The sequence below is a fragment of the Bacillus sp. FMQ74 genome (genome assembly GCF_001875785.1).
Lineage (GTDB): Bacteria > Bacillota > Bacilli > Bacillales > Bacillaceae > Bacillus > Bacillus stercoris.
In genome coordinates this window covers 370,394-395,462 of sequence record NZ_MOEO01000001.1, presented here as the reverse complement: position 1 = coordinate 395,462, position 25,069 = coordinate 370,394, and the positions used below count along the sequence as shown (strand labels likewise).

25 protein-coding genes and 2 pseudogenes are annotated in these 25,069 nt (G+C 43.9%); 8 read left to right on the top strand and 19 right to left on the bottom strand.

Annotation, left to right across the window (positions count from 1 at the left end; genetic code table 11):
* Positions 1-149: 149 nt before the first annotated feature.
* Positions 150-1,508 (top strand): serine protease HtrA, encoded by a 1,359-nt coding sequence (gene htrA / locus BLL41_RS02145; protein ID WP_071576632.1) that lies wholly within the window; start codon positions 150-152, stop codon positions 1,506-1,508.
* Positions 1,509-1,667: 159 nt separating this feature from the next.
* Complete coding sequence (locus BLL41_RS22775; RefSeq protein WP_071576631.1) at positions 1,668-1,844, top strand: hypothetical protein; 177 nt, start codon at positions 1,668-1,670, stop codon at positions 1,842-1,844.
* A 180-nt stretch (positions 1,845-2,024) separates the two neighbouring features.
* On the opposite strand, the gene BLL41_RS02135 is transcribed toward BLL41_RS22775, so the two are convergent.
* From BLL41_RS02135 to BLL41_RS02125, 4 genes and pseudogenes are all read right to left on the bottom strand, one after another.
* The gene (locus BLL41_RS02135) at positions 2,025-2,996 is read right to left on the bottom strand and encodes a glycosyltransferase family 2 protein (RefSeq protein ID WP_071576630.1); all 972 of its coding nucleotides are present in this window, start codon (positions 2,994-2,996) and stop codon (positions 2,025-2,027) included.
* 11 nt (positions 2,997-3,007) lie between these two features.
* Complete coding sequence (locus tag BLL41_RS02130) at positions 3,008-5,119, bottom strand: glycosyltransferase family 39 protein (RefSeq protein WP_071576629.1); 2,112 nt, start codon at positions 5,117-5,119, stop codon at positions 3,008-3,010.
* 7 nt (positions 5,120-5,126) lie between these two features.
* A pseudogene (locus BLL41_RS22490) lies at positions 5,127-5,272 on the bottom strand (hypothetical protein).
* Positions 5,273-5,360: 88 nt separating this feature from the next.
* The gene (locus BLL41_RS02125; protein ID WP_071576628.1) at positions 5,361-6,311 is read right to left on the bottom strand and encodes a ring-cleaving dioxygenase; all 951 of its coding nucleotides are present in this window, start codon (positions 6,309-6,311) and stop codon (positions 5,361-5,363) included.
* A gap of 386 nt (positions 6,312-6,697) precedes the next feature.
* On the opposite strand from BLL41_RS02125, the gene steT reads away from it, so the two are divergent.
* The 6 genes from steT to spoIISC all read left to right on the top strand — a co-directional run bounded on the left by steT (position 6,698) and on the right by spoIISC (position 11,171).
* A complete protein-coding gene (gene steT, locus BLL41_RS02120) occupies positions 6,698-8,014 on the top strand; it encodes a serine/threonine exchanger (protein ID WP_071576627.1) in 1,317 nt (438 codons plus the stop codon).
* A gap of 276 nt (positions 8,015-8,290) precedes the next feature.
* Positions 8,291-8,908 (top strand): DUF47 domain-containing protein, encoded by a 618-nt coding sequence (locus BLL41_RS02115; protein WP_003218470.1) that lies wholly within the window; start codon positions 8,291-8,293, stop codon positions 8,906-8,908.
* Between the two features lie 12 nt (positions 8,909-8,920).
* Positions 8,921-9,922 (top strand): inorganic phosphate transporter, encoded by a 1,002-nt coding sequence (locus tag BLL41_RS02110; protein WP_014663667.1) that lies wholly within the window; start codon positions 8,921-8,923, stop codon positions 9,920-9,922.
* A 109-nt stretch (positions 9,923-10,031) separates the two neighbouring features.
* Positions 10,032-10,778 (top strand): toxin-antitoxin-antitoxin system toxin SpoIISA, encoded by a 747-nt coding sequence (gene spoIISA, locus BLL41_RS02105; RefSeq protein WP_071576626.1) that lies wholly within the window; start codon positions 10,032-10,034, stop codon positions 10,776-10,778.
* On the top strand, positions 10,778-10,948 hold the full coding sequence (gene spoIISB / locus BLL41_RS02100) for a three component toxin-antitoxin-antitoxin system antitoxin SpoIISB (protein WP_003239095.1): 171 nt from the start codon (positions 10,778-10,780) through the stop codon (positions 10,946-10,948). The genes spoIISA and spoIISB overlap by 1 nt, the downstream gene beginning before the upstream one ends.
* 85 nt (positions 10,949-11,033) lie before the next feature.
* Complete coding sequence (gene spoIISC / locus BLL41_RS22485) at positions 11,034-11,171, top strand: three component toxin-antitoxin-antitoxin system antitoxin SpoIISC (RefSeq protein ID WP_136654612.1); 138 nt, start codon at positions 11,034-11,036, stop codon at positions 11,169-11,171.
* A 36-nt stretch (positions 11,172-11,207) separates the two neighbouring features.
* On the opposite strand, the gene BLL41_RS02095 is transcribed toward spoIISC, so the two are convergent.
* The 15 genes and pseudogenes from BLL41_RS02095 to BLL41_RS02025 form a co-directional block, all read right to left on the bottom strand.
* Positions 11,208-12,101, bottom strand: coding sequence for an N-acetylmuramoyl-L-alanine amidase (locus tag BLL41_RS02095; protein WP_071576625.1), 894 nt, complete (start codon positions 12,099-12,101; stop codon positions 11,208-11,210).
* A gap of 12 nt (positions 12,102-12,113) precedes the next feature.
* Positions 12,114-12,377, bottom strand: a complete 264-nt coding sequence (locus tag BLL41_RS02090; protein WP_071576624.1) for a phage holin — start codon at positions 12,375-12,377, stop codon at positions 12,114-12,116.
* Between the two features lie 12 nt (positions 12,378-12,389).
* Entirely contained in the window at positions 12,390-12,659 is a 270-nt protein-coding gene (locus BLL41_RS02085) for a hemolysin XhlA family protein (RefSeq protein ID WP_003232655.1), read from the bottom strand.
* A 52-nt stretch (positions 12,660-12,711) separates the two neighbouring features.
* Positions 12,712-13,551: a phage-like element PBSX protein XepA gene (xepA, locus tag BLL41_RS02080; protein WP_071576623.1), complete on the bottom strand. Its 840-nt coding sequence runs from the start codon at positions 13,549-13,551 to the stop codon at positions 12,712-12,714.
* A 43-nt stretch (positions 13,552-13,594) separates the two neighbouring features.
* Positions 13,595-13,759, bottom strand: a complete 165-nt coding sequence (locus tag BLL41_RS02075) for an XkdX family protein (protein ID WP_071576622.1) — start codon at positions 13,757-13,759, stop codon at positions 13,595-13,597.
* Positions 13,756-14,082, bottom strand: a complete 327-nt coding sequence (locus BLL41_RS02070) for an XkdW family protein (RefSeq protein WP_071576621.1) — start codon at positions 14,080-14,082, stop codon at positions 13,756-13,758. Before BLL41_RS02070 ends, BLL41_RS02075 begins: the two co-directional genes overlap by 4 nt.
* Positions 14,083-14,095: 13 nt before the next feature.
* Positions 14,096-16,204 (bottom strand): terminase, encoded by a 2,109-nt coding sequence (locus tag BLL41_RS23265; protein ID WP_071576620.1) that lies wholly within the window; start codon positions 16,202-16,204, stop codon positions 14,096-14,098.
* Positions 16,205-16,206: 2 nt separating this feature from the next.
* Positions 16,207-16,479, bottom strand: a complete 273-nt coding sequence (locus BLL41_RS02060; protein WP_003232665.1) for a hypothetical protein — start codon at positions 16,477-16,479, stop codon at positions 16,207-16,209.
* Positions 16,476-17,054, bottom strand: coding sequence for a YmfQ family protein (locus tag BLL41_RS02055; protein WP_071576619.1), 579 nt, complete (start codon positions 17,052-17,054; stop codon positions 16,476-16,478). Before BLL41_RS02055 ends, BLL41_RS02060 begins: the two co-directional genes overlap by 4 nt.
* A complete protein-coding gene (locus BLL41_RS02050; RefSeq protein ID WP_071576618.1) occupies positions 17,038-18,084 on the bottom strand; it encodes a baseplate J/gp47 family protein in 1,047 nt (348 codons plus the stop codon). Before BLL41_RS02050 ends, BLL41_RS02055 begins: the two co-directional genes overlap by 17 nt.
* Positions 18,077-18,502 (bottom strand): DUF2634 domain-containing protein, encoded by a 426-nt coding sequence (locus BLL41_RS02045; protein WP_071576617.1) that lies wholly within the window; start codon positions 18,500-18,502, stop codon positions 18,077-18,079. Before BLL41_RS02045 ends, BLL41_RS02050 begins: the two co-directional genes overlap by 8 nt.
* Before the next feature lie 56 nt (positions 18,503-18,558).
* Positions 18,559-18,825, bottom strand: a complete 267-nt coding sequence (locus tag BLL41_RS02040; protein WP_071576616.1) for a DUF2577 family protein — start codon at positions 18,823-18,825, stop codon at positions 18,559-18,561.
* Positions 18,825-19,802, bottom strand: coding sequence for an XkdQ/YqbQ family protein (locus BLL41_RS02035; protein ID WP_040083366.1), 978 nt, complete (start codon positions 19,800-19,802; stop codon positions 18,825-18,827). The genes BLL41_RS02040 and BLL41_RS02035 overlap by 1 nt, the downstream gene beginning before the upstream one ends.
* Before the next feature lie 15 nt (positions 19,803-19,817).
* Complete coding sequence (locus tag BLL41_RS02030; protein ID WP_071576615.1) at positions 19,818-20,477, bottom strand: LysM peptidoglycan-binding domain-containing protein; 660 nt, start codon at positions 20,475-20,477, stop codon at positions 19,818-19,820.
* Positions 20,470-23,109 (bottom strand): annotated as a pseudogene (locus BLL41_RS02025) (transglycosylase SLT domain-containing protein); the annotation flags it as partial. The gene BLL41_RS02030 and the pseudogene BLL41_RS02025, both read right to left, overlap by 8 nt.
* Positions 23,110-25,069: the final 1,960 nt, after the last annotated feature.

Sequence of the window (25,069 nt, the reverse complement as noted above, 5' to 3'; positions counted from 1 at the left end):
CAATATGAAGTGTACCTTTTTCCGCACTTTTTCACAATTTCCCATAATCTTTTCATTTTTATCCCACAGTTTTTGTTTATGATAAACTCAAGTCATAAACCTATCATAAATAAAGAGAAATGTGAAAATAGAGAAACGGAGTGAACATGATGGATAACTATCGTGATGAAAACAGAACGGAAGGTAATGAGAATGAGGTCTTTTTAACAAAAGAGAACGATCAGAGCACCTCCTACTCAGCCCGCAATGTCATTCATGATCAGGAGAAGAAAAAACGAGGGTTCGGATGGTTCAGGCCGTTGCTTGGCGGAGTGATCGGCGGCAGTCTCGCCCTTGGCATTTACACGTTTACACCGCTTGGCGACCATGATTCTCAGGACACTGCAAAACAATCATCCAGCCAGCAGCAAACGCAATCTGTTACTGCTAAAAGCACGTCCTCTGAAACTAAAAAAAGCTCATCAAGCTCAAGCAGCTCATCTGCATTTAAGAGCGAGGACTCTTCTAAAATCTCAGATATGGTAGAAGACCTTTCACCAGCAATAGTCGGTATTACAAATCTTCAGGCACAATCAAACAGCTCTTTGTTCGGCTCTAGTTCTTCTGATTCCAGCGAAGATACGGAAAGCGGTTCAGGGTCTGGTGTCATTTTCAAAAAAGAGAATGGCAAGGCTTATATCATTACAAATAACCACGTCGTAGAAGGAGCATCTTCACTGAAGGTTTCTTTATATGACGGCACTGAAGTGACAGCAAAGCTGGTAGGCAGTGACTCGTTAACTGATTTAGCTGTCCTCCAAATCAGTGATGATCATGTCACAAAAGTGGCAAACTTCGGTAATTCATCTGATCTCAGAACAGGCGAGACCGTTATTGCGATTGGGGATCCGCTCGGAAAAGACCTGTCCCGCACCGTAACACAAGGGATTGTAAGCGGCGTGGACAGAACGGTGTCAATGTCTACTTCAGCCGGCGAAACGAGCATTAACGTCATTCAGACAGACGCAGCAATTAACCCAGGTAACAGCGGCGGTCCTTTGTTAAATACAGACGGCAAAATTGTCGGCATTAACAGTATGAAAATCAGTGAGGATGATGTTGAGGGTATCGGATTTGCCATTCCAAGCAATGACGTAAAACCGATTGCTGAAGAATTGCTGTCGAAAGGGCAAATTGAACGTCCATATATCGGTGTCAGCATGCTTGATCTAGAACAAGTACCGCAAAACTACCAAGAAGGCACACTCGGCCTGTTCGGCAGCCAGCTGAATAAAGGTGTTTACATCCGTGAGGTCGCTTCAGGCTCTCCTGCTGAAAAGGCTGGATTAAAAGCGGAGGATATTATCATCGGCCTAAAAGGTAAAGAAACCGATACAGGCAGTGAATTGCGCAATATCTTATATAAAGACACAAAGGTCGGTGATACCGTTGAAGTGAAAATTCTCAGAAACGGCAAAGAAATGACGAAAAAAATTAAACTCGATCAAAAAGAAGAGAAAACTTCGTAAGAGATAAAGCCTCAGGCTGCAAAATTCGGCCTGAGGCTTTTTAAGAGACAAAAGACCTAACTGCTCTATGAAACTTTCTGGCGAGATATCCGTATATCATACAGATTGACATCATTCGCATCAAGATGCTAGAAACATCGTTTGCTAGGAGGAATGAACATGAAAACCGCGGGATTGAGTATGATATGCGCAGGATTAGCTTTTCTTTTGCTGAGCTTTCTTCTCTCTGAATCGACGTTGGCATGGGGAGTTGTACTGGGTGCCAGTATTCTATTAAACGTCACTGGTACGGCAGTGATCCTGCGTTTCTTAAAAGCCCCCCAATATAATAGCTGACATGCGGCAAAGCCTAAGACGAAAACTGTTAGGCTTTGCCGTTTTTCTTTCAGCGTGAGTGAACCGCAGTGCAAGCCCGCAATCTCTACTGCCTTCTTTTATTCCATATATCTATTCGCATTTTTCACTTTGATCGACAGAACGTAAAAACCCCTGTCCGTTAAGACAGAGGTTTTGAGGTTATGACATGTGCTGGTCTCTATAGAGTCTTTTATTTTCAATTCCGTACGATTTCTGTACGATGTAAAGCGGCCTGTCTTTGGCTTCATCATAGATTCTGCCGATGTATTCACCAATCATGCCCAGTATCAGAAGCACAATGCCGCTGAACAGGAGCTGGATGACGATAAGAGATGACCAGCCGGTAATCGTGCTGTCGGTGAACAGCTTCAAATACAGTACGATAAACATATACAGAAATCCTGCGCCTGACATTAAGACCCCGACATAGCTTGCCAGCTTCAGCGGTTTATGTGAAAATGTCGTGATGCCGTCCATTGACAGCTTCAGCATTTTCTTGAGCGGGTACTTTGTTTCTCCGGCGAGCCTTTCATCACGTACATACTCGACCGCTGTCTGTTTAAAGCCCAACCAGCTGACAAGCCCTCTTACAAATGGATTTTTTTCTTTTAATCTCTTCATTTCATCACAGACTTTTCTGTCCATCAGGCGAAAATCCCCCGTATCAAGCGGAATTTCAATATCTGTCATACTGCTGAGAAGCCGGTAAAACATAGCTGCAGTCTGTTTTTTGAAAAAGGTTTCCCCTTTTCGTTTTGTCCGCACGGCGTATACAACCTCATAGCCTTCCTTCCACTTTTCAATCATGTCTAAAATCAGTTCAGGAGGGTCCTGCAAATCGGCGTCAATGACGGCGATGGCATTCCCCTGTGCATAATCCATACCCGCTGTAATGGCGATCTGGTGCCCAAAATTCCTTGAAAAGTCTATAATCTTCACTCTCGGATCGATCAGGCTGTACTCTCTTAAAATCTCAATACTGCGATCTTTGCTGCCATCATTGACGAAAAGCAGCTCGTAGTTTTCCTTCGTTTGATCCATGACCTCTTTTAAGCGCTGGTAGGTTTCATGAATGACAAGCTCTTCGTTATACACAGGTACAACAATTGAATATTGAATATGTCTGCTCATGTTTTTTCCTCCTATTCATCAGCATGCAGTTCGTATAATGTTGCTGACTGATTCATTCCGCCAGGTCCGCCGCCCATTTTGCCGTTTTCGCCTGAAGCCTTGCTGTTGCTTGATGTATCAGCTGAATCAGTATCTTCTGTTTGTTGATCAGAACTTGATTGCCATTGATCTGATGATACTTCTTTTCCATTTTTCTCAACCCATTCAACAATGTCATTGTTTCCGCCTCTTCCTCTTCCAGATGCCAAGAAGTATTTCACTTTTCCTTCTTTTACAAGCTTTTTGAATTGAGTCAGCGTGATAGCCGGGTCAGAACCGCTGAATCCGCCAATAGCCATGACAGCTTTTTTCGTTTTAATCATATATGGCGCCGCTGTGTTCGAATCGGTTGTGGCGAATAGGTATTCAGCTCCGGAGTTATTCTCCTCTAAATATTTGATCAGTTTTTCATTTACAGCCGCATCAGACATTCCCATGCCTTTTCCGCTCATTGTTGCGAGCTGAGGGCCTGTCTCAGGCTGTGAACTGTTGCCACCGTACAATAGCGGTGTGCTTGCCCAATACATCGGCATCACCAGCAATGCGAGAAGAGCTGCAAGCGAAATATAATAACTGATCGGTTTTTGGCGCTGTTTGAACAGCAGCAAAGCAGCTGACAACACGCCGATAACACCTACACCGATGCTCCAGCCTGCACCGATTTGATCGTTGTAGTTTCTGAGAATAAACAATTCAAATCCAGTTGTCGCAATAATTGCTCCCGGCAGAAGCCATGATTTCCAGCCTGTCTGATTGCGATACAGATGAACAAGGGCAACCCACCCTGCACCGACAAATGCCGCAATCGGCGGTGCCAGCATGATGAGATAATAATGATGGAAAAATTCTGCGACACTGAAGAATCCGGCAATCGGTACAAGCCACGCAACCCAGAACACCGTTTCCTTCTGCTCTGCAGATAATCTTCTTTCTCTCGCGCCAGCGATCAGTAAGCCTGCGATTCCAAATATCACAAATGGCAGAAGCCAGCTGATTTGATCAGATAACTCTTGTTGGAAAAGCCTGAGTGGACCAGGTGTTCCCGTTCCAAACATTCCTGAACCTGATTGCATTTTTGAGCCGGTTCCTGTACCGCCTTTCCCTCCGTCTCCGCCAGGTCCCCCTTGGCCGCCATCTCCGCCGCTTGGCATTTGGCCATTGGATGGAGGTGCCGTCATATTGCCATTTGAGGATTTATCATCACTTGATGACTGATTAGGCGGTGCTTGAGTGTTACCAGAAGAAGACATTTCTTTTGAAGCGTCTTTGTTTGGCGCACCCTGGCCGTTGCCGGAATTTTGGCCTGTCAGCCGCTGGATTCCGTTATAGCCAAAAGCTAATTCCAACACAGAGTTGGTTTGGCTGCTTCCGATATAAGGCCGCTTGCTTGCAGGGATATTGTCGACAATGAGCGGCCACGATAATGAAACGGCTGCTAACACGGCTAACGCACTTACCAGCGAAATGATTTTTTTCTTCATCGTGGCGTTTGCCGCAATCAAATAGAACAATAGGAAGGCCGGTAAAATCATGTAGGCCTGCAGCATTTTTGTATTGAAACCTACTCCAACAACGAAAAACGCCGCTAACAGCCAGATCAGCTTTCCTTTTCTGATCGCTTTAAAGAGAAGCCATGTAGCCATCAATAAGAAAAATACCAGTAATGCATCAACATTGTTTGTACGCGCTACAGCTACAGCAATCGGTGTACACGCCATAACAAATGAGGCAATGCGCGCCGCCGTTTTTCCGAATGTCGGCTTTATCAGCAAGTACATAAGAAAGACTGAACCTACGCCTGCCAATGCCTGAGGCAGGATGACGCTCCACCCGTGCATACCGAATATTAGTGCGCTGATTGTTTGGATTTGGTATGTAACAGGCGGTTTATCCACTGTTATAAAGCCGGCAGCATCGAACGAAGCATAAAAGAAATTATGAAAGCTTTGCATCATACTTGTAACTGCCGCGGTGTAATATGGATTCACCGTGTCGTCCTTCCAAATGTTATAGATATTTAAGAATGCAGATACGAGCAAAATGAGGATGAGGACGATATCCAGCTCGCGTTTTTTCTTTTCCACTTATTTTTCACTCCTTTTTGTCTAACTTCGAAATAGTGTAGCAAGCAAATATGAATAAACTATTAATAAACAAAGACAATATTTTTGCCGAGGCCATTTCACGCCAATCATCCTATATACAGCTGGTTTCAAGCCATTTCTCCCAACCGTAATCTGCTATTTCCTTCCCAATGGGCGGCGATGCTGTTTTACCAAAATAAAAAAGCCCTCCGGCGGCGCCGGAAGGCAAATGAATCACAATTTATTTGATTGGTTTCAATTTCGCTTCAATTTCAGCTCTTCGATGCTCAAGATACGGCGGAAGAGCAATCGTTTGGCCAAGCTCATCAAGATTTTCATCTACCATAAAGCCCGGTCCGTCTGTTGATAACTCGAACAAAATGCCGTTCGGTTCTCTGAAATACAGCGCCTTGAAATAGTAGCGCTCAACAATGCCAGAATTGCTAAAGCCTTCCCGGCTGATGATCTGATGCCACCCGGCAAGTTCTTCTTCATCTCTTACCCGAAATGCGACGTGGTGAACACTTCCTTTGCCTTGGCGCTCGCGCGGAAGATCGTTTCTTTCTATTAAATGGATTTCCGTTGCCGCACCGCCTTCTCCTGATTCCAAAATAACAGCGGTTCCTTGTCCTTCAACTGGTTCACGGCTGATTTCTGTAAATCCAAGAATATTCGTCAGTACGTGTAAGGTTGGTTCAGCATATGGCACAGTCAGTTCAACCGGCCCTAACCCGCGAAACGAAAATTCTTCCGGAAGGCCGCTCTGTTTAACAGGCAGGCCATATCCTTTTCCTTTCTCATCAGCAGTCAGCACAAGTCGCTGCCCTTCATGATCTTGGAATGCCAATATGTCACGTCCGGCTCTTTTTGAGATGCCGCTGTGCGCCACTTCGTGCTCTTCAAAACGTTCTTTCCAGTAATACAGGGCTTCTGTACTTGGGACGCGCAATCCAATAGAAGAAATACTGTTTGTTCCCGCATGAAATGGGGCAATGCGGGGAATCTCGAAAAACGTCAGCTCAGTTCCCGGATTTGCCACTTCATCTCCGTAGAACAGATGGTACATTGTCGGTTCATCCTGGTTGACGGATTTTTTGACGAGCTTTAATCCTAATACTTTCTTATAGAAATCCAAGTTTTTTTGTGCGTCGGCCGTTAATGCCGATACATGGTGAATGCCGTTGACTTTCATTTGCTGTCCCTCCAGGTCATTTTATCTCGATTTCGAGATATTATATCATAGTTATCTATTTATTGTTCTAATAACAAGGTATTTTATTCGCAAGGGAAAGTCAACATATCAGCTTCACCGAAGGTTCGTTCATATTCTGAATTCTCCCTCTCCTTCGATCCGCCTAAAATTCTTCTGCATAAAACACGAACTTTATAAAAAGAAATAATGTGATTCATTCGTTTATAGATTATTAAAAGAGACGTTCCCACAGTTTTTTAGCTGTACAAAAAGCAAATATCGAAAATCAGAAAATTTATTTTATTTCGTTTTTCTAAAATAGGGTTTACAATATGAAAAAATAGATTCTTCATCATGAAGCTTCAACATCATAGGAGGTTAAGGACATGCATACTGAAGACAACGGTTTGAAAAAAGAGATAGGCCTCTTGTTTGCCCTTACTCTTGTCATCGGAACCATTATCGGTTCTGGTGTTTTTATGAAGCCCGGCGCTGTGCTTGCTTATTCAGGTGATTCAAAAACCGCGCTTTTCGCATGGCTGTTAGGCGGGATTTTAACGTTGGCGGGCGGTTTGACAATCGCAGAAATCGGAACGCAGATTCCAAAAACCGGCGGGCTTTATACGTACCTTGAAGAAGTGTATGGCGAATTTTGGGGATTTTTGTGCGGCTGGGTGCAGATTATCATTTACGGTCCGGCGATTATTGGCGCGCTGGGTTTATATTTTGGCTCTTTAATGGCGAATCTTTTCGGCTGGGGATCTGGATTGTCAAAAGTAATCGGAATTATAGCAGTTCTCTTTTTATGCGTCATTAATATAATCGGTACAAAATACGGCGGCTTTGTCCAAACGCTGACAACGATCGGTAAACTGATTCCGATTGCATGCATCATCATCTTTGGCCTTTGGAAAGGTGATCAGCACATCTTCACAGCAGTAAACGAAAGTATTTCCGATATGAACTTCGGAGCGGCCATTTTGGCTACACTATTTGCGTACGACGGATGGATTCTTCTGGCCGCTCTCGGCGGAGAAATGAAAAATCCCGAAAAGCTGCTGCCACGCGCAATGACGGGCGGATTATTAATCGTAACAGCCATCTATATTTTTATTAACTTTGCATTGCTTCACATCCTGTCTGCGAACGAAATTGTCACACTTGGTGAAAATGCGACAAGCACTGCTGCCACCATGCTGTTCGGTTCAATTGGCGGAAAGCTGATCAGTGTCGGAATTATCGTCAGCATCTTTGGGTGTTTAAATGGAAAAGTACTTTCTTTCCCGCGTGTTTCATTTGCAATGGCGGAACGCAAACAGCTTCCATTTGCTGATAAGCTTTCACATGTACACCCGACATTCCGCACACCATGGATCGCGATTTCCTTCCAGATTGCTGTGGCTTTGATTATGATGCTGATCAGCAACCCTGATAAGCTCTCTGAAATCTCGATTTTCATGATCTATATTTTTTATGTGATGGCCTTTTTTGCGGTGTTTATTCTCCGTAAGCGAACAAAGGGAGAAAAGCGCGCCTACAGTGTTCCGCTTTATCCATTCATGCCGATTTTGGCCATCGCAGGCTCCTTCTTTGTGTTAGGCAGCACACTCATTACAGATACAATGAGCTGCGGATTATCCATCCTCATCGGCCTTGCCGGACTGCCTGTTTATTACTGGATGAAAAAACGAAAAGCAAGCTGATAAAACGGTTCCCTTGTTTAGGGAACCGTTTTTTGGTGAAACAGAAGATAAAAGTTGACAGGAAAAACACAACTTTTGATATACTTTTTACGTTAAGCAGAAAGATTTTGCAAACTTGGGTCGTTTTTTTGAATCGAAGTAGGTCAAAATAAGGGGACATGATTTGCAGAAAAAGTCAAGCCGTGTTTTTTTCGACTTTACCTGTTTTTTTTCGACAAAAGGCTATATAATAATTTGATGTGTGCATTGTCTCATTCAAACTATGGAGGGTTTTTAATGATAAGAAGAAAAAAAGATAAGTTCTCACTCCTTTTAACAGAAATTGCAAAGAACATAGACGAAACTGCCGAATATTTTGTGAACTTTAAGGTCACAAACCAAACGACGCTTAAAGAATTCGCAGATACGTTAAAGGAATATGAAACAAAAGGTGACAATCATGTTCATGTCATGATTAAAGAGCTTAACAAAGCGTTCATCACTCCTATTGAACGCGAAGATATCCTTCAGCTGACAAACAGCCTGGATGATGTGCTTGACGGAATCGAACATTTCTCTGCCATGATGGAGATTTTCTCAATTACCTCATCTGACGAGCATATCGATAAATTCAGCGGATACATCAGAGAATGTGCGAAAGAAATTTTAATTACAATTGAACTGCTGGCAGAAAACCGATTAAAGGATATTCAGCCTCACGCTATCAAAATTAAAGAGTATGAGCACAGCTGTGACAACCTGCACAGAAAATCATTAAAGAATCTTTTCGGAAATGAAACAGATCCGATTAAAGTTATTCAATATCGTGAAATTTATGAAACGCTTGAAGAAATTGCCGACTCTTGCCAAAGTGTTGCCAATAATCTTGAAACCATCATTATGAAAAACGCGTAACGAGGGGTAAAAATGGATATTCTATTCATATTAACAATACTAATAGTCATTTGTGCTCTGGCGTTTGATTTCATCAATGGGTTTCATGATACGGCGAACGCTATTGCGACTTCGGTATCAACAAAAGCGCTGAAACCGCGCCATGCCATTATCATGGCGGCTGTGATGAATTTTATCGGAGCAATGACATTTACAGGTGTTGCCAAAACCATTACGAAAGACATTGTAGATCCTTATACACTGGAAAATGGCTCTGTCGTGATTCTGGCCGCGCTAGTGGCTGCGATTGCCTGGAACCTTATCACTTGGTACTACGGCATCCCAAGCAGCTCATCCCATGCCATCATCGGAGCTATTGCCGGTGCAGCCGTTGCGGCAGCCGGATTTACTGCGTTAAATTATAAAGGCTTTATTAAAATCATTGAAGCATTGATCTTTTCACCGATTATCGCTTTTGTCCTTGGTTTTATTTTATACAGTATCGTCAAGCTGATTTTCAAAGACAGCAATTTGGCGAAAACAAACAAGCAGTTCCGCAGAGTGCAGATTGTAACAGCTGCCCTGCAATCGTATACGCACGGAACAAACGATGCGCAAAAAGCAATGGGAATTATCACAATGGCTCTCATCACAGCGAATTTACATACTTCTTCTAACGATATTCCTACCTGGGTGCAATTCGCCTGCGCGACAGCCATGGGTCTTGGAACATCAATCGGCGGCTGGAAAATCATCAAAACCGTTGGCGGAAAGATTATGAAAATTCGCCCGGTAAACGGGGTTTCCGCTGACTTAACCGGGGCAGCCATTATTTTCGGCGCTACATTTATTCATTTGCCGGTCAGTACAACCCACGTCATTTCTTCATCAATTCTTGGCGTCGGTGCGTCACACCGGGTAAAAGGCGTAAACTGGGGTACGGCCAAGCGAATGCTCATTACATGGGTCATTACGCTTCCGATTTCAGCGACACTTGGTGCCATCGCCTACTTTATTTTAAATATGATTTTTTAATGTCACACCGCTTCTGTCAAAGGAGCGGTTTTTTTGATGGAAGAGGAAAACCATCCGGATCTCTCGAATACAATAAGCAGAACCTATTTCAGATGTGAGGGATTCGAGTATGGTTTTATTCTTTCAGATCATGGTCTGGTGCATTGTGGCTGGACTGGGGTTATACGTGTATGCCACGTGGCGTTTCGAAGCGAAGGTCAAAGAAAAAATGTCCGCCATCCGGAAAACATGGTATTTGCTGTTTGTTTTGGGCGCTATGGTATACTGGACATATGAGCCCACCTCCCTATTTACCCACTGGGAACGGTATCTCATTGTCGCAGTCAGCTTTGCTTTGATTGATGCTTTCATTTTCTTAAGTGCATACGTCAAAAAACTGGCTGGCAGCGAGCTTGAAACAGACACAAGAGAAATTCTTGAAGAAAACAACGAAATGCTCCACATGTATCTCAATCGGCTGAAAACATACCAATACCTATTGAAAAACGAACCGATCCATGTTTATTATGGAAGTATAGATGCTTATGCTGAAGGCATTGATAAGCTGCTGAAAACCTATGCTGATAAAATGAACTTAACGGCTTCTCTTTGCCAATATTCGAAACAGGCTGATAAAGACCGGTTAACCGAGCATATGGATGATCCGGCAGATGTACAAACACGGCTCGATCGAAAGGATGTTTATTACGACCAATACGGAAAAATGGTTCTCATCCCTTTTACCATCGAGACAAAGAACTATGTCATCAAGCTGACGTCTGACAGCATTGTCACGGAATTTGATTATTTGCTATTTACGTCATTAACGAGCATATATGATTTGGTGCTGCCAATTGAGGAGGAAGGTGAAGGATAATGGAACGTGCGTTTCAAAACGGATGCGAGCCCAGAGCGGCCAAACCGTTTAAAATCCTGAAAAAACGTTCAACCACCAGTGTCGCAAGCTATCAAGTCAGTCCGCACACAGCAAGAATCTTCAAAGAAAATGAACGGCTGATTGACGAGTATAAACGAAAAAAAGCATGATCACACTAAAAGGACAAGGGAAAACAGCTCTTGTCCTTATTCCTTTTCTTAAAGGGTTACATATAATAAATACAAACAGAGGATAATGTCAGGTGATACAGTGAAAAAATTGGTGAGGCGTGTGAAGTTTGTTGATTACGGTAAGTTTGGGCTTTCCGGGTACTCGCTTCGGGTGAGGGAGCGCAGTGCGGGTATTTTAAAAAAGTTGAAGAAGAAAAAATAAATCCCGGAACAGCTCCGGGATTTTTATGGTCTGTAATCAGCTTAATTGCGCTGCGATCTTGGCTTTCGTCGCAGGCCCGTAAATACCGTCAGCAGTCAGACCGTTAACCGACTGAAAACGCGCGACTGCGTCAGCTGTTTTCGGGCCGTAAATGCCGTCAATTCCGTTGTTAACAGCGCCTTTATCAGGGTAAAAATACAGAGCCGCAAGTGCTCGTTGCACCTGAAAGACGTGTTCTCCTGAGGTATAAGGTGTTGTCAATTGAATGATACCATCAGGGAGCGGATAGAGCTCTGGTTCTTCAGCTGACGATGGAGCACTTACAATTAATACTTGACCAACCTTAATAAGATTCGGGTCTTCGATATTATTCCACTCTTGCAGCTGAGCAACCGTAACACCGAATGCTCTCGCTATCGATGTGAGTGTGTCACCTTGTTTCACGACGTAAGTTTGGCTGCCGCCTCCCCCAATTCCTGCTTTGAACGAATCCCACGTACCTAACAATTTTCGCGGACATTCCTTCCCTGACCAATACTTATGAGGGACGACATTGGCAAGACTGATATTATGTTCAGCCATTAATGTTTTGATGAGCCATTGGGCATTTGCTGTTGCTTTTGCAAAATCTCCATCAGCATTTTCGCAAATTTCAATTCCGATAGAGGCCCGGTTGCCGCTGCCATTTCCGTCTCCCGCATGCCAGCCGTTTTCATTCAAAGGCAGATGCTGATAAATTTCTGTATCATCAACTGTAAAATGCCAGCTTGTCGTCGTATCAGGATTTTTCAAATAGCGGGCATGAGCGGCAGCATCCGCTCCTACTGCAGTATTCGCTGTATTGTGCACCGTAATGTAAAGCGGCGTCATTGCGTAGCCTGGACGGTTATTTGCACCGACCGGAATAAAGTCTTGGATAATGTTAACCATTTTCATCTCTCCTTATTTCGTTAGATTATTGTCTCTTAACAAGTCGCGCTGCTTTTTCCCTTTTTCTGTTACATAGTTGTTTTTGAACCAAGCGGCAAGTGTCGTTCCAATTGTAAAGGCAATGGAACCGGCTGAATAAAGAGCGTCAGCGAGCTGATTGACCTGCTCCTCCTGAATGTCCAATGGTGATTTGCCGAGCATCAACATGGTCTGGTTGATTAAAGCAATTAAAAGAAGCACCGTCCTGATGACCGTGCCTTTGTCAAACGTCTTCATGAAAATCCCCCTTTAATGCTGCAGCAGGCTGTACATAATGGCGATGGCTCCGCCAATGATGCCTGTAGACACTGCTGTAATGATGGCACCTGTGATGGTGCGTTTAATCCACGTTGTGTTTTCTTCAATTTTGTTTAATTTTTCGTTCAGCGTCATGATTTGCTGGTCTTGACGGTCAGACACGCGTTCTAATGCGGAAACCCTCTGCTCAAGTGCTTTGTGCTCGCCTTTCATGTCTGCTAAATCCTGCTGAAACACATTCACATCTGCCTCTTGCTGCATTACTCACTCCTCCTTCACATGCAGATCACCTCCCTTCCGAGAGCCAAAACTGTTATGAAACAGCGGTTCCTTTTACCGAAAGAGTACCGCCGGTGATACTGACGATCTCCATGATGATCTCCTTAAACCCTTTAATATCAAAGGCCCACGCCTCAGCTTTTCCTAATGTATTGGAGGCAGTGGTAGCATCATCAGTTTTCACGCCTCTGATCGGCAGTTTCTGTCCTGACACCGATTTGCCCCAAAATTTGACTTCGCTCATTTCTGCTGTGCCATAGACTTCAACCAGTAAATGCGCGGTACCGTCCACAGGTAAAGCAGCCCCCTCACCGGCGGACTCTGCATTTTCATGAAAGACAAAGTCAAATGTTTTGCGAGCCTCGACTTTCAGCCGTCCATCGTGTGTTTGATTCTCCGCAAAGTCAATATGCAAAGGCGTTTTTCCACTGACACGCACATCCATCTCACCCGCACCGACTGATTGGTATAATACAAACTCAGATTGCTGAAGATTCCCGTTCACATAGCGGAAACGGTAATAGCGTTTAGAAAGATATACCCAGTCCGTCGCTGTCAGGACACCTGCTGCGACATCAACTGCTACTGTCGTTGTCCAAACATTGTTATTGTCACTTTCTTCTATAAAGAGCGTACCTTCACGATCTGCATACGCCCAGCCTTTCACTTTCGAAATCAGAACTGCACCAAGCCTGTCCTGCCCGAGCTGACTGTATGCCTCAGTCGCCTTTAAGGAAGCATTTGTTAAAATCTCCGCTACACCCGACAAATTCGAAACAGGTGTCACAAAATCATTTTTTCCTCCTCGATAGGGCTTTACAGCTCCGGCTTTTCCAGTCTTGTCGAGAGGAAACTCATATTGATACTTCACCATCTTCATCCTCCTTTGATCTAAAACAGGCAAAATAAAAAAGCCTTTACATGGCTTTACCGATAATTTCTTTATACTGGTCAGCTGTGATCAACTTTTTGTTCACACCCTCTGCGAGATCCTCAATTGAACAGTCTTCATATGCTAAGGCCTGTTTCACCATATCCGTTGTCGCCCACTCATAATAGAGGGCAAGCACCCAATAATTCATTCAGAGTTATCTCCTTTCAAAGAAAGTAGTGAAAGCTTTATACCTGCCAGCTCGCTTCCCAACGTTTTGTTCAGCTCTTCAAGCTGCTTACGTGCCAGCTTTTCCTGCGACAACTCCTGAGCGAGAAGCTCTACCTGATCAGGCGGCTCATACGGCGGATTTTTTTGCAGCTCTTCCCACCAGGATTCGAGTTCTTTTTGGGTTGGGATGGGGGCACGCAGGTTCCACTCAGCTATATAAGATCCATTCCCGTCATTTTGAACGATAAAATCTTTTGTTGGATCTGCACTGGGATATTTATACATGATTGTTTCTGCGATCATCGTTTTTCCTCCCTTATATTATAGGATAGTTAAGTCCTCCTAGTTCTTGAATGTCTAAAAAATTGTATGCCTCGTTATAATCGGATACACCTCTTCTATCATCACCGCTATAATTGCAATAACAATAGATCTCTATATAGTCACCTTTGTTCATTGGAACGGTTACATTACCATTTAATCCAAGGTACATTTCATTTTGCTTATCAACAAAGTCCCCTCTCTTATGGTCAATTGGTTTATACAGTGATCCATTTAGATAGAGTTTCAGATGAAAATTGATGTAAGCCGGTGTATTTATCATATACAGTCCAACTCCTACCAAAAACATTCCATCATTAGGAGCAACGAATCTACTATTTTTTATGTCAAAAGCATTGTGACTATCTATTCTTTTGCGGTTAAATTGAATTTTTGTGTGGGCTGCTTTATCCAAATACTGTATGCCTGTGGTTCCTATATTTGCGTGAGCAAATCCAGAAATTTTCTGCCATGCCGTCCAGCCTGAATCTGCCCACCAATGGCGGATCCAAGAACCTGTGTTAGTAAAATAGGAGCTAGATTCATTTCCAGTTCCATAAAAGTATTGAGAAAATCTATAATTACTGTGTTTTTCATTTTTTACAATTCCATAGGTAAGCGGGTATCCTGTAGTGTTGTTAGCTCCTATGTCCATGAAAGTGATCCCAGCTGGATAATCATTTCCGCTTGTTCTCGCATCTTGGATTACATTAGATCCTGTTAAAACAGTTAATTTTTGATTTGTATAATTTGTATCAACATAGTTTTTAGCATCAGATAAGACTTTATCTGCTTTAGCCTGAGCGCTGGTTTCAGTTTCAACCTTGTTCCATCCTTGCCATGCAACAGTACTTCCATCATAATAATTCGTAAAAACGTTGTTTCTGTAATCGGTAGCTAAGACCCAACCAAACATACCTTTCCCCTCAGTTGATTGGCTAGTCAAATGAAATACTCCTCTTATTGAAAATGGGGATGGAGCGTTTACAGCTTTTCCATGTGCATAAAATGTGCCCATACCTCTACCTTGATCAATTATTTTTTGAAGAATGTCCTCTCCTTCGTTTGCTGCAATGGACACCCCTCCTATATCACTTGTTATTTTAGTAAGCTGAGCTCCATTCCATTTACTTCTCTCAACAGATGTAATGTGTATTGCTGAGTCCTTAGCATGATTAGATACCTTTGCCTCTGCTCCAGCTGTTGTCTCTAATTCAACCCAATCTGACCAGATTCCTCCTGAGATCGTCTTTCGATACGTTTTATTTGTATTGTCAAAAGCGATAATTTGCCCGTAATTTCCAGTCGCATTAATTGTCCATAAGCCCCTGACTGAAGTGCCGGGACCGTTTAGTGTATTTGGTGCAGAAGCAAAATGAACCAATCCAGTGTTCTGTGGAACAATTTTATGAAAATCATCTGTTTCGCTTAAGTATAGTTTTCCTTGACCGTTGTCTGCAGTAATTTTAAAAAGCTGGCTGTTATTCCACTTGTCTTTTTCTGCTTGTGTGACATGTATGTCTGAAATGTCTGCATGAGCGTTCACTTTTGTTTGAGCGCCCTCTGTCGTCTCCAATTCAACCCAATTTGACCAGATACCGTTTAAGAGAGTTTTACGAAAAGTTTTATTATCATTTGTCACCACAATTACATGACCATATAACTTATTGTCACAGCAAGTCCAAAATCCTCTCCCTGAGCCGCCTGGTGAATTTCGAGGCGAACCAGTATAAGAAAAATAAGTCAATGTAGGATAGTTCATCAGTTCCGTATGGAAATCACTCGCGATATTGAACATAGGTTGGCCATCATCTTTCGTAATCTTTGATAATTGCCCCCCATTCCATTTCTCTCGCTCTTCCTCTGTAACATGCCGCACCTGATCTTGCTCATGCTTCTCAAAATCCTTCTTAGCCGCCTGCTGCACATTGTCCACGTTCCCCAGCCCGATTTGCGCCTTTGTTGTGTTGTGGGGGTTGTTCATGTCGTTTTTGTGAGCGGCCAGGTCGGTGTGGGCGTCTTTTATTCCTTTTTCCCAGCGGTTGACGTCATCTTCGTTGATCGGGTCGTCCGGAAGCCAGTCTGTTTTTTCTTCGTATGCCATGTTTACACCACCTCAAAAGTAAATCTGAAATCAAGTGTTCTGTTTTCGCTGACGTCCAGGTCAGTCTTTCTCTCTGTAATGACGTTGCCCAGCTCGTCAAAAATTTGTACCGTTTCAATATGCTTGATGTCTTCCTCACGTTTTGTCAGAACGGTGACTGTCGCACCGTCAATGGCGAGCTCTACTATTTCTGTTTTTTGGCCGTTGAGCAGCACGTGATCGATTCTGCTTTTTAGATCAGCCGCTGTGCGTTCTCTGTATATGGTTGAAATCAAGTTAAAACCACCTCATTGTTGTTAAGAGTGACAGAATAACCGACCTTGAGCTCACTGGCTGTTCGGTATCTGCGGTGATTCAGGATGACTGTATCTTTGATTTGCAGCGTCTCGTTCAATCCGCCTCTGAGCGTATACGCCAAATGAGCGGGCTTCATGTTTTCTATCGCTTCGATCAGCTCATTCATGTGCTGAAGGTCATCAACATTGATATCGACGTTAAAGCGGTATTCACCGGGAAGCAGACGGACCTGTGCAGACGGGTTTTTTAAGAAACGGTTCACCGCCTGCTCAATGGCCCTGTATGTGATTGGCGGGATGTTTGACATTTTGGAAATTAGCCGCAATCGTCTGATCTCATCGGTGTCACCTGATTCCCGGGGCACATTTAAAATCTTTTCCCAGCGGCTGAGCCCCCAAGTCGCCGTCGGCACGAATAGCTGATCCGTCAGATCAAATATGCTGCTATTCTGTTTATCAAACTCAGGCGCTTCCGCTTTCAGCAGCTCAGCCATTTCTTTAAGACTGGTGAGAAACGGCGGCAGATAAGCTCTCATGTCATCTTGTTTGCTCAATAATCTTCACCTGCCTAAGCTTAGGAATTTCCACGTCGCTCAGCACCAGATTTTCAGACGTGCCGTTAATTTGAATATTGGAGTAGTCACTGACTGACGGTGAATTATAGACGATATTGTTAATTTGAGAAAGACGGATGACGTTGTCTTCAAACGCCATTTTCTTAAAGAGATTTAAAACGCCTTCCTCAATTTCCGACTTCACTTCATCAATTGAGTGATTGATCTCAGGCAGCACTTCAGCAGAAATCTCAACTTCCTTCCAGACCGCGCTTTCCACTGTGACAACGGCTCCGATTGGCGCCTGTCCCTCCCCCTGTCCTGGTTCAGGATCAATATAATCTTTCACTTTTTGAATTAAAATAGGAGAAGCAGGCTCAAGATTCGCATTCGTGACGACAATTTTGACCGTGCCGTCACCGTTCCAAAGCGGGAAGATCTTTGCCTTTCCCACACCGTCCACTTCTTCAGCCCACTCCTTATAATGCATTTTATTGGCACTGACGGCCTCACGCCGAACCCTTGTAAAATACCGTTCCCGCAAGCTGTCATCTCCTTCTTCCTCGCGTCCCGGAATCAGGATTTCTTTGACAATGGCCGTTTCTAAACCGGGAATGGTATCCAATGATAATAAATTGCGTCCGGTCAGATTAGCATTTCCCGCTTCACCAGGTGTTTCACAGATGAGCGTCCCGTCTGCCGTATATTGAAAATAAAGATTATCCACGTAAAAGCGGGAGCCGACAGGAATGGTAACTCCAGATGTAAACTCTCCCGCTCTGACCGCCTTTGTCGCGGCTGTCCGTTCAATTCCCGCTTCCGCTGCACGCCTGTCTAAAAATTCGCCTTGAGCGGTATCAGAGAAGACTAGCTCAAGCACAGTATCCAGCCATATATAAGACTTCGCAAGCTCGGCCGCCGCCGGGGCTAACGCATTATAAATGACGCTGCCTTCTCTTGTGTCAATATCTGCGGAAATGCTGTTCAGCATACGCTCCATAATATTTTCAAAGGTCTGATCTTCAAACATCTTCGCCAATCACCTCCTCAACTTCAAGCGTCCCTTCATCCGTCTCCACCACAAAGGACACATGAAACGCGTCGCCTTGTTTTTCAATCTCAAAATCTGTTACAGCCGATATCCGGTCATCATAAACCAGCGCCTCTTCTATCAGTCTCGGGATCTCCATCTTTTTATAGGCATCAGTCGTCTCATGATCTGTCAGTACGTCCTGAAGCTCGTTTCCGACATTATGGCTGTATATGGAATACGCATAGCGTTCTGTCTGTAAGGCGATATACACGAACTGCCTGATCGCTTCAAGCCCGGTAATCAGCTCATTCGTAATTCTTCCGTTTTCAAAATCTATTTTGTACGTTTGCGAGGTTTCAATGACTTCACTCTCATCTTCAAAATCCTCAAACTCCACTTCTGGTGTCAGGGCCATGATGCCCACTCCTTTTTACAAGCTAAATAAAAACCCCTTCGATCGAAGCGGTTTGTCTATACTTTGTCTAAAATAAAAAACGATTGACCGCCAGTCAGAGCCGCGGTCATGACGCGATCCCCCAGCTCGAGTGCATCGTCTCCTCCGGACTGCATTCGTTTTGGGATAATGATGGCGTCTTCCGGTATGATCAGTTTGCTGTTTTCTTTTAATTTGATTTCCACAGGAGAAACCGAAACAACTTCAGCCGGGAGCAGTTCCACCGGAGACTCAGCATCAACTGCGCCAACAGCCAAATGTTTTATAGCCTCACTTAATCTCATCAGGATACTCCTTCTGGCATCGTATTCTTTTCGACAACATCGATCGTCATCGTATGTTTCGTTCCTTTAAATTCATGCCGGTCCGTATCTACCCAATAGGTTTTCTTGATGCCGGCCTCCGGAATAGAAATATAGACGGGCAAGCCGCTCTGCACTTCCGGGATGCCCACTGCCTGAATATTTTTCAGTTCTTTTTTCACGCCCTTTTTTTCAGCTAGGCGTACATCTGCCCGCTGCTGAAGCTGTGCCTGGTTGATGTCATCTGTAACCGTTTCTGTATATTGAAGCACACCGTATTTATTTAAGCCTGAACTGTCCTTGGCAGAGGCTTTATATGTCTTATTGTCCTTCTGCCGGCGAAGCACCACCCGAGTAGCAGTGTCGTTTATAGAAGTGCTGTATTGGTAGCCCGTAATATTGACGCCCGTTTCAAGCACCCATACCTCTGACGGATCTGGCCACGCGCGCAGGCCGAGCTTTCCTTTTTCCGAATACAGCTGGTAATGTCTCCCTGTCTGGCTTTTCGTCTGTTTCAGCGCTTTTAATATGATGTCATACAATGTTGTATCATTTTTAATGACAAGACTTTTGATCGTATGGCCTGTGTTCGCGATCGAGGCTGTCGGTATCTGAAAATCATTGGCAATCCTTCTGATGATCTGGTCGGCCCGCTGATTGGAAAACACGTACATATCCTGGTTTTTGACCAGGTACTGAAGCATGTCATATGCGCTGAAGGCAAGCGTATGCTCGTCCGGGGTTCTTGCAAAAACAATGCCCCGAAAAAGCTCTTTTCCCTTCCATTTAAACAAGACCGTATCTCCTTCTGAGACACTGTAATACGTCTGGTCGCCCTGCTTGGTGACGATGGTCGCCTCAATAGAGCGCGGCGCCTGATAACGATGGCCTTCAAGCGATACGCTTTCTGCAACCAGCTCAAGCCACTCTGTGTCTTTAATCACGAACAGTTCTATCATCATACATCACCTGTTTCATTGCGGTATCTTTAACTTTTGGCCGGGAAATATCCAGTGGCCCGGCTGCCTGATGTTCCGTTTGCTTCGTTTGATCATTGCTGTTTTATTGGCGTTCCAAATTTTGCGCCATTGGGTGCTGTTCCCGTAAAACCTGCCTGCTATGTCCCATAGCGTGTCTCCCTTTTTCACTGTGTACGTCTTCGGCGCAGCCTTCGACGGACGTTTTGCCTTTGTTTTTTTCTTCTGCTTGATTTTCCGCGGGGAAGCGGTTTTGTATTCTTTTAGTACAATATCAAAATCGCGATCTCCTATTTCATTGTCTCCTTCACTGTATTTAAGGCTTTCAATACTGCATGTCATATTGATTTTTGTACCCGTAATTAAAAATTGGACAGACTTTTTCGCCTTCATCCATTTTTCAATTTTCGCAATGGCATTTTCCGGAGACGGGAGATTTTGATATTCAGCTATTGGCGTATATTTTTTTGGAAAAAAAGAAGAAAATGAAATTTCTTTTGCTCCGGGTTCGTCAATAAACGTTAGTTCACCCAATCCTGTTATCTTTACTGAGTCATTTTGTACACTATTCGCAATGTCAATCGCTTCAGGAAGAACAGGGAATCGCAGCTTTTCCTTCCCCTGGGATATCCAAAATTCATAGACAGACTTAGTCAAAAGCCACGACCCCCTTTGTTCCGATGTGAATGTCTCTTTGTAATTCATCAAGCAATGCCTGCTTGATTTTCGCTACCAGGCCGTCAGCATCTTGCCCATTATGGAAATGCTGATCGCCGTTAAACTCAATTTTTATTTCTTTCGTTCCGGCTGTTTGTATCGATTGCCGTGTACCGGATGTAACAGCTGAAACCTGTCCTGAAGAAAGCTCAGATTGCTGAGATTGAGACGGATCTGTCACTTCCATTCCCAGAGCTTGCGCAGCTCTCTGAAGGAGGTAGCGGCCGCGAATGCCTCGCTCCTCCGGAATGATCCATTCCCGCTTGTTTCCTTCTCCGACACGTGCAATTTGTTCTTTCGTAATCAGCCCGCCGTTTGCGTACCTGACATACGGTCCGCCATGATTCAAGCTTTTAATACCCGGCACATTGTTGATTGATCCATATCTGCTTTTAATGTAGCCGATCGCAGCAGCTGCGTTATGAATCGGGTTTTTAATGTTACCCATACCCGGTGCTTTATGGTCATTAAAGGTGCTTGGGATTGTCTGCATCAGCCCTTGTGACGGATGCCCAGCTTTTGCGTTGCTGTCCCACAGGTTGATTGCATTCGGATTGCCTCCGGATTCATGCTGCGCAATCGTCAATAGTCCCGGAAGCCAGCTCATCGGTGTCTTGGTGGCCATGAGAGCAGCCATAATCCATTGTTTTACGTTCCCGCCCATGGCTCCCATTCCGGAATAGGCAGCCGCCAGTGATCCGGCTTGTTTTTCAGCATATTTCTTTACATCTACTGAGCCAAGGCCTTTGACAACACCAATTGAAGCAAAACGCCCCAAGCTCATCATGACACGGGAAGGTGAATGGATATCTAGCTCCTCACGGAAAGCCTGCTCCACTCTCTTCGCCATATCCTTTGCAGCTTGCTTCACTTCATTGGATTTAGCATTCATGCCTGTCACAAAATTTCCGATCAAACCGGAGCCCCAGCTGTTCGATGTGTCTTTTGACCGCAGGAACGGTTTGTCAACATGTGTACTCACATACTGTGCTGTCCCTGTTTGGGTTGAGTTTTGTCCTTGTGCAAAGCCTTTGACCGTTCCTGTGCCCCATGAAGACGCTTTGTTCACAGTGGCTTGGTACGGCGTTTTAACTTTTGATTGCAAAAAGCCGTCTGTGCCGGTTGCTGTACCGTTTTGGCCCTTGGCATACCCGCTTACCATTTGCTTACCGTAATTTGGTGAAGCAGAAATCATTTGTGTAAATGGCGTATTGATGTTTTTCTTTTTCCAGTCTTCCATTTTGACAGGTTGGTTGCTGATGCCTTTACCAAAGCCTTCTGAAAATTGCTGTCCGAGTGTGGACGCTTGGCCTGTAAGATTTGCAGTGTCCATTGCTGGAGAAGCAGATCCTGATAACGGACTGGCAGCTGCTCCTCCTGAAGCAGATACCGGACTTCCACCGGAAGACGAAGCGGCGCCCATGTCGTCTACAACTTGCATACCCAGCTTAGACGCTGCTTGTGAAAGAAGCATCTTCCCCCGGCCTCGGTTGTTATCAACTGGGATAACGAATTCCTTGCCGGCTTCACCGATCCAAGAGATGGTTGGTTTGGTGATGTAGCCGCCTGTGGCATTTTTATCCGGATCCTTACCTTTATTCGGATCTCCGCCGCCGGTTACAAAATTAATCACTTTACTAGCTACGCCGCCAGCTTTATCCCAGATTTTCTTCACCCAGCCGAACGCTTTAGAAAAAGCATCTGAAATCGCTTCTCCAACCTTTGTAAGAGGTTCTTGAATATTCTTTTTAAACCAGCCGCTCAGACCTTTCCAAATGTTCTTAACGGTGTCTATCGCTTTTTTGAAAGCATCAGAAATTCCCTTGCCTACATCTAAGACTGTATTTTTAACCGGGTTCCAAACTGTATCCATAAACCATCCCGATACCGTACTGAAAACACTCTTAATCTTATTCCAAGCACCGGTCATTTTATCCCAGATTGTAGTTGCCGCTCCTATTACAGCAGATTTGACTGGCCCCCACACATTACTCATAAACCATGAAGCAACTGTACTGAACACATTTTTAATTGTCGTCCATGCATTTACGATTTTAGACCATATTGCTGTTGCTACACCCACAACTGCTGATGAAACCGGCGTCCAGACATTGTCCATAAACCATGTTGATACAGTACTGAAAATCGTTTGGATCGTTGTCCAAGCATTCACGATGTTGGACCATATGCTTGTTGCTACACCCACAACTGCAGTTGACACTGGCGTCCAGACATTATCCATAAACCATGTGGATACAGTTCCCCAAGTATCCTGAATGGCTGACCAGGCATTTTGCGCACCCTCTGTAATGCTGTTCCATGTATCTTCTAGAGCGCCGGCATCAATTGCCTTACCTAAACTTTCACCGCCGAAAGTACCGGCAATGCCTCCTACAACACCGCCAATAGCTGTCCCGACTCCTGGCACAACGCTTCCTATAGCCGCTCCGGCAGCTGCACCGGCTAAACCTCCGCCAGCTGAGCCTACCTTTTCACCAGCATTATCCTTATTGATACCGGCTAAGTCAGTAAGGGACAGCATTTCGCCTAATCCCGGTATTCCTTTTGCGGCTCCTTTTAAGCCCTTCAGTCCGCCTTTTAAGCCTTTTGATTCACCCAATGTTTTCAGAAGGCCTGAAAAACCTTTGCCTGATGCTCCTTTAGCAGATTTAGGTGTATTCACAGGATTTGTTTTATCCCCTTTTGTTGATGAACCGTTTCTATTTTTGACTTTTTTGCTTTTGCCTGTACTGATTCCAGCACAGCAGCAGCCGCAAGCCCCGCCCCATTTGCCGCCTGACTTTTTCGATTTAGAACCTGAAGATTTTTGGTTCATAGAAGGTTTTTTAGTGCGGTTTGAATTGTTAGACGTTGAGTTCTTTGTATTGGTTTTTGAAACTTTTTGTTTGCCTTTGCTTCCGCTGGATTTGCCGCCAAGCAGTCCTCCAAAATCCAGATTCCCCAGTTTTTCAGCAATGCCTTTTATAATCTTTTCAAAAAACTCTCCCACTTTTTCAATGATTTTGTCAGGGCTGAATTTCTCGAATTTCTTGGCGATTTTTGAAACAATGTTATCAACAAATTTTTCTGCTTTATTAGCGATTTTATCCGGGTTCAGGAAATTAAATTTCTCTGAAATTTTGTCAACAATATTTGTTACAAAGTCTTCTGCTTTAGTGATAATGGCGTCTGGACTGAATTTACTTACGACATCATCTACTTTTTTCATAAAGGAATCTGTAAACTTATCAAGCTCGTTAAAAATGGTTTCCGGGCTGAATTTACTTACGACATCGTCCACTTTTTTCATAAAGGAATCTGTAAACTTGTCAAGCTCGTTAAAAATGGTTTCCGGGCTGAATTTGCTTACGATATCATCTACTTTTTTCATGAAGGAATCTGTAAACTTATCAAGCTGCTTAAAAATAGCTTCAGGACTGAATTTGCTTACGATATCATCCACTTTTTTCATAAAGGAATCTGCAAACTTGTCAAGCTGCTTAAAAATAGCTTCAGGACTGAATTTACTTGCGATATCATTCACTTTTTTCATAAAGGAATCTGTAAACTTGTCAAGCTGCTTAAAAATAGCTTCAGGACTGAATTTACTTGCGATATCATCCACTTTTTTCATAAAGGAATCTGTAAACTTGTCAAGCTGCTTAAAAATAGCTTCAGGACTGAATTTACTTGCAATTGCATCCACTTTACTCATAAACGATGTTGTGAATTTATCCAGCTGTGCCAGAATCGTTTCTGGACTGAACTTTGTTGCAATTGCATCCACTTTACTCATAAATGATGTTGTGAACTTGTCAAGCTGTGCCAGAATTGTTTCTGGACTGAACTTTGTCGCAATTGCATCCACCTTACTCATAAATGATGTTGTGAATTTATCCAGCTGTGCCAGAATCGTTTCTGGACTGAACTTTGTTGCAATTGCATCTACCTTGCTCATAAATGATGTTGTGAACTTGTCAAGCTGTGCCAGAATTGTTTTTGGACTGAACTTTGTCGCAATTGCATCCACCTTACTCATAAATGATGTTGTGAACTTGTCAAGCTGTGCCAGAATTGTTTCTGGACTGAACTTTGTCGCAATTGCATCCACCTTACTCATGAACGATGTTGTGAACTTATCCAGCTGTGCCAGAATTGTTTCCGGGCTGAATTTTGTGGCGACCTCATCCACCTTATTCATGAACGATGTTGTAAATTTATCCAGTTCTGTTAAGATTGTTTCCGGGCTGAATTTTGTGGCGATTTCATCCACTTTTTCCATGAATGATGCAGCAAATTTGTCCAGTGCTGTCAAAATCGTTTCTGGATCAAACATGCTCGCAATATCTCCTGTATTTCCTCCTGCTGAAGGCGCTCCTTTTTCGGAGAGACCTGAGCTTCCCATGCTGTCAATTCTTTTCTGCAATGAATCCAGCTTATTTGACACCTTGTCATTAATAGCGAGCTCCAGTCTGTTGTCTTTTCCTGTTAAGGCATCAATACCAGCAGAAATACGACCGACTGTTTTCATG

Bases quoted from the DNA above. Each gene is read 5' to 3' on its own strand.
- htrA (WP_071576632.1), top strand. From the start codon at position 150: ATGGATAACTATCGTGATGAAAACAGAACGGAAGGTAATGAGAATGAG.
- BLL41_RS22775 (WP_071576631.1), top strand. From the start codon at position 1,668: ATGAAAACCGCGGGATTGAGTATGATATGCGCAGGATTAGCTTTTCTT.
- BLL41_RS02135 (WP_071576630.1), bottom strand. From the start codon at position 2,996: ATGAGCAGACATATTCAATATTCAATTGTTGTACCTGTGTATAACGAA.
- BLL41_RS02125 (WP_071576628.1), bottom strand. From the start codon at position 6,311: ATGAAAGTCAACGGCATTCACCATGTATCGGCATTAACGGCCGACGCA.
- steT (WP_071576627.1), top strand. From the start codon at position 6,698: ATGCATACTGAAGACAACGGTTTGAAAAAAGAGATAGGCCTCTTGTTT.
- BLL41_RS02115 (WP_003218470.1), top strand. From the start codon at position 8,291: ATGATAAGAAGAAAAAAAGATAAGTTCTCACTCCTTTTAACAGAAATT.
- BLL41_RS02110 (WP_014663667.1), top strand. From the start codon at position 8,921: ATGGATATTCTATTCATATTAACAATACTAATAGTCATTTGTGCTCTG.
- spoIISA (WP_071576626.1), top strand. From the start codon at position 10,032: ATGGTTTTATTCTTTCAGATCATGGTCTGGTGCATTGTGGCTGGACTG.
- spoIISB (WP_003239095.1), top strand. From the start codon at position 10,778: ATGGAACGTGCGTTTCAAAACGGATGCGAGCCCAGAGCGGCCAAACCG.
- spoIISC (WP_136654612.1), top strand. From the start codon at position 11,034: ATGTCAGGTGATACAGTGAAAAAATTGGTGAGGCGTGTGAAGTTTGTT.
- BLL41_RS02095 (WP_071576625.1), bottom strand. From the start codon at position 12,101: ATGGTTAACATTATCCAAGACTTTATTCCGGTCGGTGCAAATAACCGT.
- BLL41_RS02090 (WP_071576624.1), bottom strand. From the start codon at position 12,377: ATGAAGACGTTTGACAAAGGCACGGTCATCAGGACGGTGCTTCTTTTA.
- BLL41_RS02085 (WP_003232655.1), bottom strand. From the start codon at position 12,659: ATGCAGCAAGAGGCAGATGTGAATGTGTTTCAGCAGGATTTAGCAGAC.
- xepA (WP_071576623.1), bottom strand. From the start codon at position 13,551: ATGGTGAAGTATCAATATGAGTTTCCTCTCGACAAGACTGGAAAAGCC.
- BLL41_RS02075 (WP_071576622.1), bottom strand. From the start codon at position 13,759: ATGAATTATTGGGTGCTTGCCCTCTATTATGAGTGGGCGACAACGGAT.
- BLL41_RS02070 (WP_071576621.1), bottom strand. From the start codon at position 14,082: ATGATCGCAGAAACAATCATGTATAAATATCCCAGTGCAGATCCAACA.
- BLL41_RS23265 (WP_071576620.1), bottom strand. From the start codon at position 16,204: ATGGCATACGAAGAAAAAACAGACTGGCTTCCGGACGACCCGATCAAC.
- BLL41_RS02050 (WP_071576618.1), bottom strand. From the start codon at position 18,084: ATGTTTGAAGATCAGACCTTTGAAAATATTATGGAGCGTATGCTGAAC.
- BLL41_RS02045 (WP_071576617.1), bottom strand. From the start codon at position 18,502: ATGGCCCTGACACCAGAAGTGGAGTTTGAGGATTTTGAAGATGAGAGT.
- BLL41_RS02040 (WP_071576616.1), bottom strand. From the start codon at position 18,825: ATGAGATTAAGTGAGGCTATAAAACATTTGGCTGTTGGCGCAGTTGAT.
- BLL41_RS02035 (WP_040083366.1), bottom strand. From the start codon at position 19,802: ATGATAGAACTGTTCGTGATTAAAGACACAGAGTGGCTTGAGCTGGTT.